The 17316-nt window shown below is 47.9% G+C and carries 18 protein-coding genes; 7 read left to right on the forward strand and 11 right to left on the reverse strand.

Features of this window, described 5'->3' with window-relative positions; all coding sequences use genetic code 11:
- Positions 1 to 48: 48 nt before the first annotated feature.
- From AUC31_RS09620 to AUC31_RS09635, 4 genes are all read right to left on the reverse strand, one after another.
- Entirely contained in the window at positions 49 to 2082 is a 2034-nt protein-coding gene (locus AUC31_RS09620) for a TRAP transporter permease (RefSeq protein WP_058383416.1), read from the reverse strand.
- Positions 2075 to 2596 (reverse strand): DUF1850 domain-containing protein, encoded by a 522-nt coding sequence (locus AUC31_RS09625; RefSeq protein ID WP_058383415.1) that lies wholly within the window; start codon positions 2594 to 2596, stop codon positions 2075 to 2077. Before AUC31_RS09625 ends, AUC31_RS09620 begins: the two co-directional genes overlap by 8 nt.
- A gap of 76 nt (positions 2597 to 2672) precedes the next feature.
- A complete protein-coding gene (locus AUC31_RS09630) occupies positions 2673 to 3650 on the reverse strand; it encodes a TAXI family TRAP transporter solute-binding subunit (protein WP_058383414.1) in 978 nt (325 codons plus the stop codon).
- Positions 3651 to 3779: 129 nt separating this feature from the next.
- Positions 3780 to 4364, reverse strand: a complete 585-nt coding sequence (locus AUC31_RS09635) for a phosphatidylglycerophosphatase A family protein (protein WP_058383413.1) — start codon at positions 4362 to 4364, stop codon at positions 3780 to 3782.
- Between the two features lie 106 nt (positions 4365 to 4470).
- On the opposite strand from AUC31_RS09635, the gene AUC31_RS09640 reads away from it, so the two are divergent.
- The 3 genes from AUC31_RS09640 to AUC31_RS09650 all read left to right on the forward strand — a co-directional run bounded on the left by AUC31_RS09640 (position 4471) and on the right by AUC31_RS09650 (position 6216).
- Positions 4471 to 5193 (forward strand): alpha/beta hydrolase, encoded by a 723-nt coding sequence (locus tag AUC31_RS09640; protein WP_058383412.1) that lies wholly within the window; start codon positions 4471 to 4473, stop codon positions 5191 to 5193.
- 75 nt (positions 5194 to 5268) lie between these two features.
- On the forward strand, positions 5269 to 5787 hold the full coding sequence (locus tag AUC31_RS09645; protein ID WP_058383411.1) for a YjcG family protein: 519 nt from the start codon (positions 5269 to 5271) through the stop codon (positions 5785 to 5787).
- Positions 5788 to 6216, forward strand: coding sequence for a GNAT family N-acetyltransferase (locus AUC31_RS09650; protein ID WP_058383410.1), 429 nt, complete (start codon positions 5788 to 5790; stop codon positions 6214 to 6216). It abuts the gene before it with no gap.
- A 44-nt stretch (positions 6217 to 6260) separates the two neighbouring features.
- Here the strand turns inward: AUC31_RS09650 and fabI are convergent, their stop codons facing one another.
- Together fabI and mgtE are read right to left on the reverse strand one after the other, a co-directional pair.
- Positions 6261 to 7031 carry an enoyl-ACP reductase FabI gene (gene fabI, locus AUC31_RS09655; RefSeq protein ID WP_058383409.1) on the reverse strand — a complete coding sequence of 257 codons (771 nt, stop codon included), beginning with the start codon at positions 7029 to 7031 and terminating at the stop codon, positions 6261 to 6263.
- Between the two features lie 104 nt (positions 7032 to 7135).
- On the reverse strand, positions 7136 to 8506 hold the full coding sequence (gene mgtE / locus AUC31_RS09660; protein ID WP_058383408.1) for a magnesium transporter: 1371 nt from the start codon (positions 8504 to 8506) through the stop codon (positions 7136 to 7138).
- A gap of 87 nt (positions 8507 to 8593) precedes the next feature.
- Here mgtE and prpE point away from each other — a divergent pair, with 87 nt between their 5' ends.
- The gene (prpE, locus tag AUC31_RS09665; protein WP_058383407.1) at positions 8594 to 9331 is read left to right on the forward strand and encodes a bis(5'-nucleosyl)-tetraphosphatase PrpE; all 738 of its coding nucleotides are present in this window, start codon (positions 8594 to 8596) and stop codon (positions 9329 to 9331) included.
- Here the strand turns inward: prpE and AUC31_RS09670 are convergent.
- Genes AUC31_RS09670 through yjbM form a run of 3 tightly spaced genes read right to left on the reverse strand, consistent with a single transcriptional unit; the run spans position 9328 to position 11691 of the window.
- Positions 9328 to 10203 carry an RluA family pseudouridine synthase gene (locus AUC31_RS09670; protein ID WP_058383406.1) on the reverse strand — a complete coding sequence of 292 codons (876 nt, stop codon included), beginning with the start codon at positions 10201 to 10203 and terminating at the stop codon, positions 9328 to 9330. The genes prpE and AUC31_RS09670 overlap by 4 nt on opposite strands.
- Positions 10204 to 10207: 4 nt before the next feature.
- Positions 10208 to 11017, reverse strand: coding sequence for an NAD kinase (locus AUC31_RS09675; RefSeq protein WP_058383405.1), 810 nt, complete (start codon positions 11015 to 11017; stop codon positions 10208 to 10210).
- Positions 11014 to 11691, reverse strand: coding sequence for a GTP diphosphokinase (gene yjbM / locus AUC31_RS09680; protein ID WP_058383404.1), 678 nt, complete (start codon positions 11689 to 11691; stop codon positions 11014 to 11016). The genes AUC31_RS09675 and yjbM overlap by 4 nt, the downstream gene beginning before the upstream one ends.
- Before the next feature lie 272 nt (positions 11692 to 11963).
- Here yjbM and AUC31_RS09685 point away from each other — a divergent pair, with 272 nt between their 5' ends.
- The 3 genes from AUC31_RS09685 (at position 11964) to AUC31_RS09695 (ending at position 13822) form a co-directional block, all read left to right on the forward strand.
- Positions 11964 to 12533 (forward strand): CYTH domain-containing protein, encoded by a 570-nt coding sequence (locus tag AUC31_RS09685; protein ID WP_058383403.1) that lies wholly within the window; start codon positions 11964 to 11966, stop codon positions 12531 to 12533.
- 96 nt (positions 12534 to 12629) lie between these two features.
- The gene (locus AUC31_RS09690; protein WP_058383402.1) at positions 12630 to 13028 is read left to right on the forward strand and encodes a globin domain-containing protein; all 399 of its coding nucleotides are present in this window, start codon (positions 12630 to 12632) and stop codon (positions 13026 to 13028) included.
- Positions 13025 to 13822: a ClpXP adapter SpxH family protein gene (locus AUC31_RS09695; protein ID WP_058383401.1), complete on the forward strand. Its 798-nt coding sequence runs from the start codon at positions 13025 to 13027 to the stop codon at positions 13820 to 13822. Before AUC31_RS09690 ends, AUC31_RS09695 begins: the two co-directional genes overlap by 4 nt.
- Before the next feature lie 472 nt (positions 13823 to 14294).
- Here the strand turns inward: AUC31_RS09695 and pepF are convergent, their stop codons facing one another.
- Together pepF and AUC31_RS09705 are read right to left on the reverse strand one after the other, a co-directional pair.
- A complete protein-coding gene (gene pepF / locus AUC31_RS09700; RefSeq protein ID WP_058383400.1) occupies positions 14295 to 16103 on the reverse strand; it encodes an oligoendopeptidase F in 1809 nt (602 codons plus the stop codon).
- A gap of 52 nt (positions 16104 to 16155) precedes the next feature.
- A complete protein-coding gene (locus tag AUC31_RS09705; RefSeq protein WP_157073483.1) occupies positions 16156 to 17310 on the reverse strand; it encodes a competence protein CoiA in 1155 nt (384 codons plus the stop codon).
- Positions 17311 to 17316: the final 6 nt, after the last annotated feature.

Here is a 17316-nt window from a genome sequence, read left to right on the forward strand (position 1 = left end):
TACTGATGCAACAAAAAAAGATGGAAGCCCAAGGGCTCCCATCTTTTTTTATGCAGTTTGAGGCTTGGTGTTTTCTTTGTCTCTCGACATCCATTGCAGTGCAAGTAGCACGATAAATACCGCAGCACCAATCAAATCACTAAAGCCTTCCGGATATATCAGTGCAAGCCCTGTAGCTACAGCAACGATTCTTTCCCACCATCTGAGCTTTCGGTACCAATATCCTATTGCACCGGCACCGATGGCAATCATACCTGTAATAGCGGTGATCAACACCCAAATGACTTGTGTCCATGTGGTATCAATCATCAATAATTCTGGTGACAGAACAAACATATACGGGATGATAAATGCTGCAATTGCAAGTTTGGCAGCATTAATACCTGTCCGTATCGGTTCACCGCCCGAGATACCAGATGCAGCAAACGCAGCCAGCGCCACAGGAGGCGTGATATCTGCAATGATCCCGAAATAGAAAACGAATAGATGGGCAGACAATGCCACGACTACCGGTACGGCTGCTCCAGCCGGTTCATCAATCATCAATAAGGTAATGATTGCAGGGGCTGCAATTGTAGAGGTAATTACATAGTTTGCTGTAGTTGGTGATCCCATCCCCAATACGATAGCTGCCAACATGGTAAAGAATAGTGTCAATAGGACGTTACCGCCTGAGGCAGAAACCAATCCGTTCGCCAATGACAGACCCAATCCCGTTTTGACAACTACTCCGACTATAATTCCTGCCGCGGCTGTAGCTGCCGCGACTGCGAGAGCCGTTCGAGCTCCGTCCACTAGTGCATGAATGATATCCATAAAGCCAAGTCTTGTTTCTTTATTGAATGCACTTACGAAAATGGTCAGCAAAATACCATATAACGCTGCCTGCATGGTCGGTATTCCTGACAATAAGAACAAGATGATGGCAATAATCGGCGTCAGTAAATAAATCTTTTTCAATACTTCTTTCCGATTCGGCAGCTCATCTTTAGGCAAGCCTTTTAGCCCAATCCGTTTTGCTTCAAAGTGAGTCATGATCCAAATACCTGTAAAGTACAGCAAAGCTGGAATGGCCGCTGCTTTAGCAATTTCCCAATAAGTGATTCCTCCGATAAACTCTACCATCAAGAATGCCGCAGCACCCATGATCGGAGGCATGAGCTGCCCGCCTGTAGAAGCAGCTGCTTCCACGCCGCCTGCAAACTCTTTCTTGTATCCTAGCTTTTTCATCATCGGGATCGTGTAAGACCCTGATGTAACAACGTTTGCGACCGAGCTTCCTGAAATCGTTCCTTGCAGGGCACTGGAGAAAATCGCCACTTTTGCAGGGCCGCCTGTCAATCCACCCGCTAAGGAAACTGCAAGATCGTTGAAATATTGGCCGACCCCGGTTTTGACCAAAAATGCACCGAAGAGCAAGAATGTAAAAATGAATGTAGCAGATACACTCAACGGTGTTCCTAAAATGCCATCAGTGGTAAAGAACATCAATTGAATCATTGAATCTAAATCTTGACCGCGGTGGCGCAAGAATCCTGGAAAGTATGGACCGAAGAAGCCATAAGCCAGAAATAGACCTGCAATTACGGTAATTGGCATCCCTACTGCTCGACGCGTTGCTTCTAAGGTAAGCAGGACTGCCAATATCCCGACAATCAAATCAAGCTCTGTTACACGCCCAATACGAAAGACCAAATCGTCGTACATAATCGGCCAATATGCCCCCACTCCCACTGCCAATAGCGCTAAAATATAGTCGTACCAGGCTACCTTATGGCGTGCTCCTTTACGGCGTCGCAAAGGGAATAATAGAAAAATAAGTGATAGCGCGAACCCTAAGTGGACGGAGCGCTGGATGTACGCTGTGTATTGACCAAAAATAGCCGTATATAATTGAAACAATGAAAAGGCCAAAAGCCCGAAAAACACGACATGTTTGATTATGCCCGACAAATCACGGGTGTTCGACTCCGGATCGTACTTCTGGAGAATCTCTTTTTGCTTTTCTTCTGAGATATGGCTTTCGTCTTCCGGCGGAAGTTTTTTCTCTTCTCTTTCTTCTGGCGATAATTTATCACTCATAGATGTTCACTCCTTCTAATTGCTGATAAATGGATAGGCGCTGGGCACGGAATGTATAGATCTTGCCTCTTTCCAAACTCTTCTTCAAATCGAGTTCTTTTCCTGCGAATAGGAAAGCGAGCTCCGCGTCCACGTCCCCGATTAGCAACCGGAATTCGGGCAGCTTCCGCTTCATATCCTCAATAAAGTATTTCCCGTCTTTTTCGACAAAGCGCTCCCCTTCTCCTGCATTCGACGGCATGCCGATATTGAAATCTTCGTACTCAAGTTCCGTCATCACCAGTTGCCCCTCATCATCAAGGCGGTAACTTTCGATCACATCCGACAGATGGATCGAATGGGTATAGCGGATCTTGAAGCGGTCTTCTATCACTGGAACACGCGCTGCAATCTCGTTTGTTTCCGAATCGATGAAGACGAAGTGTTTCTGATATGGGATAAAGAAAATTGCGGAGCAAATAAGTATGAGGATGGTTAGTATAAGAAGGACTTTGAGAATTCTGTTATTCCGCAAGATGATCCCCCTAGCGACAAAAAATAAATAACGACGATAAAGCTTGCGCTTTATCGCCTGTTATTCTGATCCATTCTTATTGATTTACTTCATCGAAGTAACGCTGAGCGCCAGGATGAATGTCGATCCCGATGCCATCAAGAGCTGTTTCTGCTTTGATGAATTCAGCTTTCGCGTGCTGGATTTGATCTGTGTTTTCATAGATTGCTTTTGTGATGTCATAGACCGTGTCTTCAGAAATGTCATTCTGTACAACAAGCATGGCAAGAACAGAAACTGTCGGGACTTCTTCAGTCAATCCGTATGTGCCGGATGGAACTACATCCTCTGCATAGTACGGGTATTTCTCGATCAGTTCAGCTGCTTTATCTGCTGCTACAGGCACAATATTGACATCAGAAGTTGCGCTCAAGCTTTCAACTGCGCCAGTCGGCGTTCCAGCTGTGATGAATGCTGCATCGATTTGTCCGGATTGCAAGCTTTCCTGCGACTCGCCAAAGTCCAAGTTCTGTGCATCGATATCGTCCATCGTCATGCCGTGGATTTCAAGCAATTGTTCAGCGTTGATATACGTACCTGAACCAGGTGCGCCGACTGATACCGATTTGCCGGCCAAGTCTTCAAACGCAGTGATGCCAGATCCTTCAGTCGTTACGATCTGGATTGTTTCTGGGTAAAGAGCACCGATTGCGGATACGCTGTCGATAACTTCCCCTTCGAACATGTTCGAACCTTCAGATGCGTAGAAAGCCGTGTCTGTCTGCACAAAAGCGATTTCGCCCGTGCCATCAGCGAGTGATGTCATGTTGGCTGCAGATGCTTGGGACACTTCGGCAGTCGTATCGATGCCTGTCTCATTCTCGATGATCGTCGCCATCGCTCCACCCAGCGGATAATAAGTGCCTGTTGTTCCACCAGTCAACACACTGATGAATTCCGGCTCAGCTGCTCCGCCGCCTTCTCCTTCATTTGCTGCATCGTCTCCACAGCCTGCTAGGAATACGGATCCGGCCAAAGCGACAGTCGCGTAGAATCCAAACTTTTTGTTTAACATAAATCGGCCTCCCTTTATCTATAGTTTCTTTCATCCTTCATAATACCATGACTTTCTGTCCATCTGTCAATTTAATTTTTTCAAATGGAATCGGTTTCAAACCAAATTTCTGGCAATAAAACCCTTTTTTTATATTTCTGCTCCAGGCACATGAGTTTCCGGTGTCGTCTCTTCAGGAGTGAGGTCTTCGAAGCTTCTGCCTTCCTCTTCCAGATCGCGTGTGCGGTGTGCAATGCGGGCCGAGGCACACGCCGCGATGCTCGCTACAAGATCATCGAGGAATGTGTGGACATGCGCGCCGTATTTCGTATCGAGTTTATGGATGATGCCGGTCTTGTTTTTATCCAAATGGCCAAACGTCGTCACAGCGATGCTGCCATACGTGAGCACCGCGCCGAGGCCGATCATTTCATCGACTCCGAACAAGCCTTCATCCGAACCGACAATCTGCTGAAGCGGTTGGGACAACTTCCCTTGTTCAGCCAGCTCATCGAGTTCAATGCCAACCAACAGGGCATGCTGCATTTCCCGTTTGCGCAAGACGCTCTCGACCGACTCAACGCAATGGGCCAACGTCAATCCTTCATTAAATGGCAATTGCATTTCCAACACGATTTTCGCGATATCTTCTTTCGTGACGCCCCTTCTTTCCAAAGCTTCATGCGTCGCTTTGTTCACTTCTTCTGAATGTACACGGAAATGTCCTCCATCCATGGTGCCATCCCCTCTCTCTATTTGGATTTGTCTTCCTGTCCATTATACCTTGCATAGTGGAATATGTTACAATTTTTGTACAATAGAATTAGAAGGAGGCAACATCATGAACAAAGGAAGCGTAGAAGATTTCACGCTTTACAGCGATGCCTTGGGAGAAGATATGCAAGTGCTCGTCCACTTGCCCGCAAATTATTCTCCCCTCTATAAATACAGCCTTGTCATCGCATCGGATGGCAAGGATTATTTCCAGCTCGGCCGTGTTCCGCGGGTCGTCGACGAATTACTTGAAAATCAGGAGATTGAAAACATCATCTTCGTTGGCATCCCTTATAAAAGCGTAGAAGACCGCAACCGGAAATACGAACCGACCGGTGAACAGCATGGCGCTTACTTGCGTTTTTTGGCCCATGAGCTGGCACCATACCTAGACGAAAAATACCCGACCTACCAAGTCGGCATGGGCCGGACATTGATCGGCGATTCGCTCGCAGCCACGGTTTCACTGATGGCTGCACTGAAATACCCGAATATTTTCGGGCGCGTCATTCTCCAGTCGCCGAAAGTCGGGCCGGAAATGATGGAAGCTGTCGAGAAGTTTTCGATGAACAATTCGTTTACGGTCTATCATGTCATCGGCTCGGAAGAAACCGAAGTCAAGCTGACTAACGGGGAAACCGCCGACTTTCTCGCGCCGAACCGCGAGTTGAATGAGTTGATGAAAAATAAAGGGTTTTCGCTCTTTTACGAAGAATTCAAAGGAGACCATACATGGAAATACTGGCAGCCGGACTTGAAAAGGGCGCTGTTGATGAATTTCGGCATGTAGGCCTTAAGGAAACAAACTGAACAATTTGATACAATTGAAGAGTAAGCATTTATTAGATGAGGAGGTCTATTGATTATGAAATATGGCATTGCAGCATTTCCATCCAAAAAACTACAAGACCTGGCGAATTCCTACCGGAAACGCTATGACCCGCATTACGAATTGATCACGCCCCATATTACATTGAAAGGGCCTTTTGAAGCGGATGACTCAGAAGTCAAAGCGATGGCGGAGGAGCTCGGCAATATCGCTAAGCGCCAAAAGCCTTTCCGCATCCATGCAACGCGCGTCAGCACGTTCACTCCGGTGACGAACGCTTTGTACTTCAAGATTGAGCCTTCAAAAGAGCTGATGGATCTTCACGAAGACCTCCACTCCGATTTTCTAGGCGGCATGCCCGATCATCCTTTTGTGCCCCACATCACCATTGCACAGAAACTTTCAGATTCGGAGCATGCTGATGTGTACGGCCAATTGAAAATGGCTGGCATCGACCACGAAGAGACGATCGACCGCGTTCACCTGCTCTACCAATTGGAAGATGGATCGTGGACTGTATACGACACATTCCGGTTGTCAGGAGATGAAGCTTAATTGCAGAAAGTGAAAATCGTTGAAACCGAACTCGAAAAAGAACAGGCTTTTGAAATCCGCCGGAAAGTTTTCGTCGATGAGCAAGGCGTCGCACTTCATGTGGAAATGGATGAACATGACGACAGCGCCACTCATTTTATCGGATATGAACTCGAACAGCCGATTGCCGCTGCCCGAATCCGCGAGTACGAACAAGGCGTCGGCAAAGTCGAACGCGTTTGCGTATTGCCTGAATACCGTGGGCATCATTTTGGCGCGGAGATGATGGAACAGCTCGAGGAATATGCCCGCTCGATCGGCTATTTCCGCTTGCAGCTCAACTCCCAAAGCCATGCCATCCCGTTTTACGAACGGCTTGGCTATGACGTCGTCTCTCCAGAATTCATGGACGCTGGCATTCCACATCGCCAAATGGAAAAAACCTTATAATAAAAAACCCTTCCGGAATTCCGGAAGGGTTTTTTTCATGAATATTATAATACGTGATAGCCGCTGTCGACATGCAAAACTTCGCCCGTGATGCCGCGGGACATATTGCTGAACAAGAAGACGGCCGTGTCGCCTACTTCTTCCGGCGTGGTGTTGCGGCGAAGCGGTGCTTTCTCTTCGATTTCGCGCAAGATCGAGTTGAAGTCGCTGACGCCTTTAGAAGACAATGTACGGATTGGGCCGGATGAAATCGCATTGACGCGGATATCGTGCTTGCCAAGATCCGCTGCCAAATAACGGACAGACATTTCAAGTGATGCTTTGGCAACACCCATGACATTATAGTTCGGCATGACGCGCTCTCCGCCGATGTATGTCAAGGCCACGATGCTGCCGCCTTCTGTCATCAACGGTTTTGCGTATTTCGAAACGATTGTCAATGAGTACGAGCTGATGTTATGCGCGAGCAAAAAGCCGTCGCGGGATGTATCCGAAAAGTCGCCTGACAATTCTTCGGTTTTCGCGAACGCGATGCAATGCGCAAGGCCGTCAATTTTACCAGCGCTTTCTTTGATTGTGTTGAAGCATTTCTCCACATCTTCGTCACTTGTGACATCGCATGGCAAAATCTGCTCGTGGTTGCCATCGAGTGTCGCGACCAAATCACGCACCGACTTTTCAAAGCGCTCCCCTGCATATGTAAAGATCAAGTTTGCTCCAGCTGCGTCCAACGAACGCGCAATTCCCCATGCAATGCTGCGCTTATTGGCAACACCCATGATGACGTATGTTTTATCTTTTAATGAAATTGACATATATATACCTCCTAATATTATTACCTGGTACTAATATTACCCCATAAAAAAAGAAAGTGCAATTGCACTTTCTGGGATCTTGCTTTAATTAGCCAGTTGCCGGCTTACAAATTCGTCAGGAAGGTCGTCGCCAAGCCTAAATAAATGAGGATGGAAATGATATCGTTCAAAGTCGTTATGAACGGCCCAGACGCGACGGCAGGGTCAATCTTCATCCGGTGGATCAATAACGGGATAAACGAGCCGGCCAAGGTTGCGACAAAAATCGAACTGGCGACCGCAGTGCCGACCAACATCCCGATCAGCAACTCAGACTTCCAAAAATAAACGAGCCCCACGACCACGATGCCGCAAATGACCCCTGTAATCAAGCCTGTGCCTGCTTCTCGGAACAACAGCTTGAGTTTGCTTTCTTCTTCGATGTCTCCCGTCGCAATACCACGAACGGCAACCGCCAGCGCCTGCGTGCCGCTATTCCCTGCCATTCCAGCAATCAGTGGAATAAACACGGCGAGCAGCGCGACCTGGTCGAGCGTCGCTTCAAACATGCCCATCAAGTTCGCTGTCAGCATGCCGAGGAATGTCAGCAAGATGAGCCATGGCAAGCGTTTTTTCGCTGCTGTGAGCGGGCCGCGGTCAAAGGTATCCATATCGGATACGGCAGCCAATTTGGAGTAGTCATCAGATGCCTCTTCATCCAACACATCGATGATGTCATCAACCGTGATGATGCCGAGCAGATGATCCTGGAAATCCACGACCGGGAGTGCGAGAAAGTCATAGTCTTTGATCATGCGCGCGACTTCTTCCTGGTCTTCGCTTACCTGGACACTGACGACGCGATCGTTCATGATCGCTTCGATCAAAGTGTCTTCATCCGCAACGATCAAATCTCGCAATGTTACGATGCCAGACAACTTACGGTCTTCATCGATGACGAAAACATAATAGATCGTTTCGGCGTTCGGTGCAGCATTGCGCAGGATGTTCATCGCCGAACGCACCGTCGAATTTTTCGGGATTGCAACAAACTCCGTTGTCATGATCGAACCTGCCGTATACTCTTCGTAATGCAGCAAGTCTTTAATTTGCTGGGCGGAGTCTTTGTCCATGATCGTCAAATAACTGGCGACCTGGTCTTTATTCAGTTCATTCAGCACATCGACTGCGTCATCGGTGTACATATAGGACAGGATATCCGCAGCATAGCGTGTATCCATTTCCTTGAACAGGTCTTCGTATTCGTCATCATCCACTTCGATGGCTTCAAAAATATCCGCCATTTCTTTCGGAGAGAGATACTGATAGAGCAATTGCCTCGTTTCCCCGTCCGCTTTCTCGTAAAAGCTTGCCTGGTCGTATGGATGGTGGGACAAAAATTCTTCTCGGAATGCTTCGACATCCCCTTTTTTCAGCAGTTCGTGCAATAACTCTTCGTTCAGTTCCTCGTCACGGATCTTCGTTTCGTCCATCATGTATACTCCCTCCTTTCAATCATTTCAGCTTTTTTCCCGATATGCGTTACACTGAAATCAGTATATAGCCTTTAGGAGCTGAAGAATATGAATTATGATGTCATTGGCGATATCCACGGCTGTTTTGATGAGCTGGTCGAATTGATCAAACAGCTTGGATACCACTTCAAAAATGGCCTTCCCGTGCATCCCGAAGGCCGTAAGCTAGCTTTTGTCGGCGATGCCATGGACCGCGGCCCAAAATCCCTCGACGTCTTGCAGCTGTTATTCGCCATGCAGGATGCGGGCATTCTCTATTATGCCCCTGGCAATCATTGCAATAAACTCTACCGTTTTTTCAAAGGAAATCCAGTTGAGCTCCTGCACGGCTTGGAAATGACCGTAACGGAATGGCACCAGCTTGAAAAACACGCGCAGAAACGGTTCAAGAACCGGTTTATCCGGTTTTATGAAGAGCTCCCGCTTTATCATCGATTGCACAATGAATTGATTGTCGTCCATGCCGGATTGCGCGAGGATATGATCGGACAGGCACTGAGCCGCCGCATCATCACGTTTGCATTATACGGCGAAATCACCGGCAAATACCATTCCGATGGCCGGCCGGTGCGCGGGAATTGGGCGAAAACCTATCAAGGCAAACCATGGATCGTTTACGGCCATACGCCAGTCGCAACCCCTTACTTCAAAAACAATACCGTCAATATTGACACCGGCTGTGTATTTGGCGGGGCTTTGACCGCATTGCGTTTTCCTGAAATGGAAATTTACCAGGTTCCCTCAATGCAAGCCTTTCAGCCAGACCGCTTTCATCAGTATGATTAACTCAATGCCTGCATATCATCGGCAAGCGCGGATGTAAATGCCAGCCGTTTCCCGGAGACGGGATGATCGAGCTGCAATTCCGTGCAATGCAGCGCTTGCCTTTCGATTAACTTGAGTCCACCGCCGTATAAATCGTCCCCAAGCAGCGGATGCCCGATATGGGCTAGATGAACGCGTATTTGGTGGGTCCTGCCTGTATTTAACTTCAGCCGGACATGGCTCATCCCGCCGCCCGACTGGATTAATTCCAGCTCCGTCTCGGCAAACTTGCCCTCTTCCCTCACTTCGCGTTCGATGATGCTGGTGCCTTTTCTGGCGATTGGGGCGGTGATTACCATTTTTCCAGCAGTCACTTCACCGTGCACAAACGCTTCATAGCGCCGGTTCATGCGCTTTTCCTGTTGCTGGACGGATAGCAGATGATGGATATGGCGGTTTTTGGCGATGCATACTAGCCCCGATGTATCTTTATCAAGGCGAGTCGCAATATGCAATGTGGACGGGATAGCATGACGTTCGAAATGCCCTGCGACAATATTCGCCAAACTGCCGAACGGCTGTTCACGCGATGGGATGGTATTTTGCCCTGGCGGCTTTTCGACAATCAACAACGCGTCGTCTTCATAGACGATGGCAAGCGGCCCATTTTCTGCCGTTAAGCCTTTGCCTTGTGTTTCTTTCGGAAAAATAACGGTCACAGCATCCCCAATTTCGAGCGGATGCCTGACCGTCACTTCCGAACCGTTGACCAGCAAATAGCCCCCGCTATACTTCACAGAAGCCAAGGTCCTTTTGGAAATGCCATAGTTTTGCAGCGCTTCCCGTAACAGGCCGCGCTTTTTTGCAGTGAATTCAACTTGAAATGCTTTCATATCTTCAATCCTCCGACAGTTCGCTGTCGATGAATGAGTCATGGACGCGACGCCAAAACGGGAATGCACGGAAACGGGCGAAGCGTACTTTTTCTTTCGCCACCCGATATTCGATCGATTCGACGTCTTTGTGCAGCAATTGAAAATGGTCGATCGTCACCATGAAATCGGGTGCCTTCACCGGCAGCAAAGTGCAGCGGTGATGGGACGGCAACACAAGCGGCGATCCGACAGTCCGGAACACCCGGTTGTTAATCGAAGCCATCTCGGTCAATTGCATCGCCGGCAAGGATGGATGGATAATCGCCCCGCCGAGCGCTTTATTATACGCCGTGCTTCCTGAAGGCGTCGACATGCACAACCCGTCCCCGCGGAACCGTTCAAAATGGCTGTCGTTCAAAAAGACATCCATCACGAGCGTAACATCAGGGGATTTCACGGTCGATTCGTTTAACGCCAAATAGGTGGACGATTCCTGGTCGCTCCGGTAATGCACCGTCACTTCCAGCAAAGGATATTCAATGACTTCAAATTCCTTTTTCGCGATCGCCAAGACGAGCTTCTCGATCTCGATCGGCTTCCAGTCCGCATAAAATCCTAAGTGGCCCGTATGGATTCCGACGAATGCGACAGCATCCAAACGGTCGCTGTACTTATGGAATGCATGGAGCAAAGTGCCGTCCCCGCCAATCGATAAGACGATCTGCGGGGATTCCTCGTTCCATTCCATGCCGAAATCCTCTAGATATTCACGGGCCTCTTCCATCAATCGGTTGGACAGATCATCACTTCTCGATATGATATAAAATTTCATGTATCCTTTCGACCTCCTTCCGCATCCGCCGGAAATCGTGTTCCCGGAGATTCTTTGTATTCGCTGAAATATGCTTGCGCTTCCTGGATTTCATCCCTGATCTGCGTCATTTCCTCGTCGAGCTGGAATGCCGCTTCCGCCGCACGCTGCAGCCGGAGCTTAATCTCCTCGGGGAATACGCCTTTGTATTTGTAGTTCAAGGAATGCTCAATCGACGCCCAGAAATTCATCGCCAAAGTACGGATTTGGATTTCTGCGAGGATCAACTGCTCGCCGTCTATGGTTTGTACCGGATACTCGACAATGACATGATACGAACGATAGCCACTTTGCTTTTCATGCGAAATATAATCCTTTTCTTCGACAATGCGTAAATCGTTGCGTTGACGCAACAGCTCCACGACGGTTTCGATATCTCCAACGAATTGGCACATCATCCGCAACCCGGCGATGTCCTGCAAATTACGGGCCAATTCTTCCGATGGTTCAAACAACAACCCTTTTTCCAAGGTCTTATCATAAATGCTCGCTAGCGGCTTCACACGCCCGGTAACGAACTCAATCGGTGAATTCGTGTTATTTGTTTCAAATTGCTTGCGCATGCCTTTGAATTTCACTTTCATCTCGTCGACCGCCTGTTTGTACGGCGCCAAAAAACGATTCCATTGCCCCATGTCTGGCCCTCCTCACTGCTTTGCCCATTTCACTATTCATTAAGCCCAGCACAGGGCTGATTCTTCATAACGCTATTTTACCACAGCAATGCTCTGCGTTGCAGATTGCACCCAACTATCCGATAATGAAATTAACGGCTATCCCAAGAGCAATCGGCACGAGCATGAGATTCCCGCTCCTCACCGGTTGACCAACCCTATTTTGGCCATGCTGCTTGTTTCCAAGAGCAAAGCGAACAGCATCGCAAAAGCAGGAGTAATGAGGTGAACAGATGACAAAAGAACTCGAAATCGAATTCAAGAACATGCTGACAAAAGAAGAGTATAGCAAATTATTGGCGGAGCAAAACACCTCCCCGATCAGCCAGACCAATCATTATTTCGACACGTCCGATTTCCAGCTGCGCGATCAAAAGGCAGCCCTGCGTCTGCGCAGCATCGGCAGCCATTTTGAATGCACACTTAAAACACCGGCCGCTTCCGGAAATTACGAAACAACCGACAGCTTGGACGAACAACAGGCGTCAGCTATCCTGGACTTCGGGCAGTTCGATGCGCCGGAAGTTTCCGCTGAGCTCGAACGGCTTGGTGTCTCTCCGTCCGATTTGGTGCTTATCGGTTCCCTAACGACCCATCGTGTTGAATCTGCTTACGAAGGCGGGCTTCTCGTTCTGGACCATTCAGAATACTTAGGGGTGGAAGATTACGAACTGGAATACGAAGTTACAGACGAGGCTGCCGGCAAGCGGAGTTTCCTCTCTTTGCTCGAAGAGAAGTGTATACCTGTGCGCCCTGCAGACAAGAAAATCGCGCGTTTTATGAAGGCGGCTTCCAAGCACTAAAGGCAGCACAGCCGTTCGGTGGCATGCGATTTGTTTGAGATATTTACCAGGCGTTGATAGAATGGATTTACAGCAAACACAAAGGGGACAAGACTGATGACTGGAAAACCGCTTATTCCGTACGATGAAATCGGTGCGGAAACTTTATCAAACCTGGTGGACGCCTTTTATGCACGCGTCTCAGCACATCCGCAACTTGCACCCATTTTCCCTGATGACCTGACCGAAACAGCGAGAAAACAAAAACAGTTCTTAACACAATACTTAGGCGGCCCAAATATTTATTCAGCAGAACACGGGCATCCACGCCTGAAAGCACGCCATCATCCTTTCCCCATCACTCCTGACCGAGCGCAAGCCTGGCTTGAGTGCATGAGTGAAGCGATGGATGAAGTGGGGCTCAGCGGCCAATTCCGCGAGACATTTTTTAACCGTCTCGTATTGACCGCCCACCATATGGTGAATGATTACGACAGTGAGGAGGAGTTGGAGTGAGCAACCTGGATCTGGCAGAGGAAATCCTCGAACACCAAGTTTCCTGTAAACCAATGGAATTATACGTGTTCATGGATCCGATGAATCCCGCATGCTGGGAACTTCAATCCATCATCCGCAAATTGCAAATCGAGTATGGCCATTACTTTTCAATGCGGATGATCTTGAGCACACAATTATCCGCCCTGAACATGAGCGTGAAAAATGCTGATATGACCGGCGACGAGCTTGAACATCCCGCACTTCCATCTGTCGCCATCAAAGCGGCAGAGCTCCAGGGCAAACGTGCAGGCAATCGATTCCTGTATAAACTGCAAGAACATCTTTTTCTTCAATCAAGAAACGTCACATCTTACGGTGTACTGCTTGAAATCGCGGCAGAAGCGGAATTGGACCAAGACGAATTCAAGGACGATTTTCACTCGGTCCACAGCGCAAAAGCTTTCCAATGCGATCTTCGCATCACACGGGAAATGGAAATTTCCGAAGTGCCAAGCATTGTCTTTTTCAATGAATGCATCGAAGACGAAGGCGTCAAAGTTTCAGGCCTTTATTCATACGACGTCTATTTGACCATCCTACAGGAAATGCTGGGAAAAGACCGGCTCAATCGGCAATCCCCGCCTTCTCTCGATGACTTGTTCATAAAATACCCGACGATGGCGACCCACGAAGTGGCGAGCATCTATAATATCAGCGAACAAACCGCAGAACGTGAACTGAAAAAGCAAGTCCTGCAACAAAAACTAGAACGCATTCCAATGCAAGACGAGACCTTGTGGAAAGTAAAATAAGCTAAGCTCCTAACAGGAGCTTAGCTTATTTTTTTCTTCTATATAATAGCGAAAGGCGCCTTCCACGTCCGGAAGGCGCCTTTCTTATCTTACACAAAGGGGATGGGAGAAATGTTCACGCTCAAACAAAGGGGTGTATGTTTGTATGTGATTAATTTCACAACCTAATAATATCACGCCATAATAGTTAATGCAATAAATCACAAACATTTTCACAAATCTGTCATAATATCAAACGCTTACATCTATACCTCCTCTGATTTAATTATTTCAAGATAACTAATTCACTTTCTGTATCTTATCCTACTTGATGTACGAAATTCCTTTTTTCATTGTGGAATAATAATCATAAAAACTCGATATAGTTTCCCTTACTCCACTGAACCGAAAGTTCGACATGTGCAATTTAAAAAGAACCATAAAAAACCTCTGCAGCGTTTGAGCTGCAGAGGCTTGGCGTGATGCTCTCTCTCTATTTCTTCAACAACAAGGCTTCAAGTTCTTCAAGCTTCTGCCCAAAGACTTTGCACGCCTCTTCGACCGGCTCGGACGAGGTCATGTCCACACCGGCTTTTTTCAATACTTCAATCGGGTAATCGGAGCTGCCCGCTTTCAGGAATTCGTTAATATAACGATCTACAGCGGGCTGCCCTTCTTCAAGGATCTTTTTGCTCAATGCCGTAGCGGCACTGAAGCCTGTCGCATACTGGAATACATAATAATTATAATAGAAATGTGGGATGCGCGCCCATTCGAGGCCGATTTCCTCATCTACCGCCATCTCTTCGCCGAAATATTTTTTGTTCAATTCATAATACACTTCCGTCAAACGGTCAGCCGTCAATGCTTCACCGTTCTGGTCCATCTGATGGATCGTGTGCTCGAATTCAGCAAACATTGTCTGGCGGAAAACTGTCCCGCGGAAACCATCCAGCCAGTGGTTAAGCAAGTAAATGCGTTCTTGCTCATCTTCTGTCGTATTGACCAAATGTTCGTTCAACAAGGCTTCATTCGTCGTCGATGCAACTTCCGCCACGAAGATGGAATAATCGCCGTAGACGAACGGTTGGCTTTCTCTTGTGTAATGGCTATGGACACTATGCCCGAATTCGTGCGCCAAGGTGAATAAGTTGTCTACATTGTCCTGCCAGTTCATCAGGATGTAAGGGTTCGTGCCATAAGCGCCGGAAGAATAGGCACCGCTGCGTTTGCCCTTGTTCTCTTTTACGTCGACCCAGCGGTTATCGATCCCGGATTTGACGATGCCAACGTATTCTTCACCGAGCGCATGCAAGCCTTCGAGCATCATGCCTGTCGCCTTGTCGTAAGGGATCTCCATTTTGACTTCCTTTACGAGCGGCGTATACATGTCATACATATGGACCTGATCAAGGCCCAATACTTCCTTGCGAAGCGCTACGTAGCGCTGCAGAAGATGAAGATTGTTGTTGACGGTTTCGACCAATTGATCGTAGACAGCTTCCGGAATATGGTCATCCGACAGCGCTGCTTCGCGAGCCGATGAATAGTTACGGATTCTCGCGTGGACATTATCCCGTTTAACATTTCCAGACAAAGTGGATGCAAAGGTGTTACGGAATTTTCCATATGTCGCATAAACGGCCTTGAATGCGTCTTCACGCACGCGGCGGTCTTTGCTTTCCATGAAACGGATGTAATTGCCATGTGTAATCTGCACTTTTTCGCCGTTTTCATTTTCGATTTCCGGAAACTCCAAATCGGCATTATTAAGCATGCCAAAGGTTTCAGAAGATGCCCCGACCACTTCCGATAATTGCGCAAGAAGGGCTTCTTGCTCTGCTTTCAGTACGTGCGGACGCATCTTATTAAGTTCTTCAAGAGCATGCTTGTATAGTTTCAATCTTTCTTGTTCATCTACATAGCGGTTCAATTCTGCTTCATCCAAAGACAGGATTTCAGGTGTCATGAAAGACAATCCTGCTGCTGTTTTGGCGAAAAGCGATTTGATGCGGCTGTCCATCGCCTGGTATATTGAATTCGTCGTATCTTGGTCATAGCGCATATGGGCATATGCGTAGAGCTTGCGCAGGCGCTCCGACAATTCATCTTTATAGCTTAGCGCGTCGTACAAAGCGTCCGCGCCTCCTGATAGAGTACCTTCATATTGTCCAGCTTTCTCAGCCAGCGCTGAGACGGCTTTGAATTCCTCTTCCCATTGTGAATCTGTAGCAAAAATATCTTCCAAGCGCCACGTTAGTTCTGCAGGCACTTGATCTCTGGTCAATAATTTTTCCGTCATTTGGCTGCCTCCTCTTTCCCTTGTTTCGGGAAACGAATTACACCTTATTTTCTCAATTTTCCCACGCTTTTGCAAGCAGATGATAGGAAATATCCACCACTTCCGAAAAACACGCGGAACGGCTATTTCGATAAAGGGTTTCATACGCCGAAAGCACCTGCAAAGGCAAGGCCATATCTATGCCACAAGGCGCAGTCTTGACCAGCTGGTCAGCCAGCAAAGTTTCCACAGGCTTTCCTGATTCGATCATGAGGGCCGTTTTTAACTGCCAAATAAGAGGATGTTCCAGAAATAAGTGCCCGCCAGCGAAGGGCAATCCAAAAATCGGCGGAATGGCTTCCTTATCCAGTCGGAGTTCGTAGCTCAATCGCCAGAACGGGTTTCTCATCCGGTTTTTCGCTAATAACTGGGAACGGATGTATTTATTTTTTTCTATTCGCATGAGCGATATTGCCTGCCTGTACTCTTCCATTGTTATTATTTTCGGCACCGCAAAAGGAAAAACTTGTTCCGCCAATGGCAAAAGCGATACTTTTCCGATCCAACGGTTGGCGTGTATATAAAAAAGGTTGGAGTAGTAAACGAAGAGAGATTGTTTGGGGTTGAATTGCAGGAGGTGGGGATAAAGCGGCGCGCTGCGGAACATCGCTTTTTCGAACGGGCGGATCTGGACAATGCCTAATCCTTTATCCGGTACTGTCTCTATTCCGCGGATCCAGATGGCGTGAAGGCCCATCTTGGTATACCCTTGGCTGCGCTTTACAACCTGTTCGGCGGGCAGGGGGCTGCATTGGATTTCAATTGCCGTTTTTTTAACCAACAGGTCCGGTCGCTGTTTGATCGGCGACAAGTATTGTTCAACATGAACCGGGATGGTGTTGTCGTTAAAAAAAGAGGCTAGACTGGATTTGCCAAGCAGATGAAGCGCCGTTTCCGGTTCACCGCCTGGCGTACAGGAAAATTGCTGGAGATGGGCGAAATGGGGGATTTTAGTCGTGCCGACTTTCAAGAGGACTGGGGATTTACAGGCGGGGCATTGAAAGCTTCGGTCCTTTCTTAGTTGAACCAGTTGTTGCCTTGTATGATAAGCCTGCAGCGTAAATAAACGGCCTTGATCGAGTGCTGTCAGTATATGAATCACCCTCCTTTTTTTCAGTTTACTCGGAAGGTCCATTGCGCGCAATACGAAAAATACTGCCGGCTTCAAGAAAAC

The sequence above is a fragment of the Planococcus rifietoensis genome (assembly GCF_001465795.2).
GTDB classification, from domain to species: Bacteria; Bacillota; Bacilli; order Bacillales_A; family Planococcaceae; genus Planococcus; species Planococcus rifietoensis.

Bases quoted from the DNA above. Each gene is read 5' to 3' on its own strand.
- AUC31_RS09675 (WP_058383405.1), bottom strand. From the start codon at position 11,017: ATGAAATTTTATATCATATCGAGAAGTGATGATCTGTCCAACCGATTG.
- AUC31_RS09635 (WP_058383413.1), bottom strand. From the start codon at position 4,364: ATGGATGGAGGACATTTCCGTGTACATTCAGAAGAAGTGAACAAAGCG.
- AUC31_RS09670 (WP_058383406.1), bottom strand. From the start codon at position 10,203: ATGAAAGCATTTCAAGTTGAATTCACTGCAAAAAAGCGCGGCCTGTTA.
- AUC31_RS09690 (WP_058383402.1), top strand. From the start codon at position 12,630: ATGACTGGAAAACCGCTTATTCCGTACGATGAAATCGGTGCGGAAACT.
- pepF (WP_058383400.1), bottom strand. From the start codon at position 16,103: ATGACGGAAAAATTATTGACCAGAGATCAAGTGCCTGCAGAACTAACG.
- prpE (WP_058383407.1), top strand. From the start codon at position 8,594: ATGAATTATGATGTCATTGGCGATATCCACGGCTGTTTTGATGAGCTG.
- AUC31_RS09640 (WP_058383412.1), top strand. From the start codon at position 4,471: ATGAACAAAGGAAGCGTAGAAGATTTCACGCTTTACAGCGATGCCTTG.
- AUC31_RS09630 (WP_058383414.1), bottom strand. From the start codon at position 3,650: ATGTTAAACAAAAAGTTTGGATTCTACGCGACTGTCGCTTTGGCCGGA.
- AUC31_RS09620 (WP_058383416.1), bottom strand. From the start codon at position 2,082: ATGAGTGATAAATTATCGCCAGAAGAAAGAGAAGAGAAAAAACTTCCG.
- yjbM (WP_058383404.1), bottom strand. From the start codon at position 11,691: ATGGGGCAATGGAATCGTTTTTTGGCGCCGTACAAACAGGCGGTCGAC.
- AUC31_RS09685 (WP_058383403.1), top strand. From the start codon at position 11,964: ATGACAAAAGAACTCGAAATCGAATTCAAGAACATGCTGACAAAAGAA.
- AUC31_RS09645 (WP_058383411.1), top strand. From the start codon at position 5,269: ATGAAATATGGCATTGCAGCATTTCCATCCAAAAAACTACAAGACCTG.
- fabI (WP_058383409.1), bottom strand. From the start codon at position 7,031: ATGTCAATTTCATTAAAAGATAAAACATACGTCATCATGGGTGTTGCC.
- mgtE (WP_058383408.1), bottom strand. From the start codon at position 8,506: ATGATGGACGAAACGAAGATCCGTGACGAGGAACTGAACGAAGAGTTA.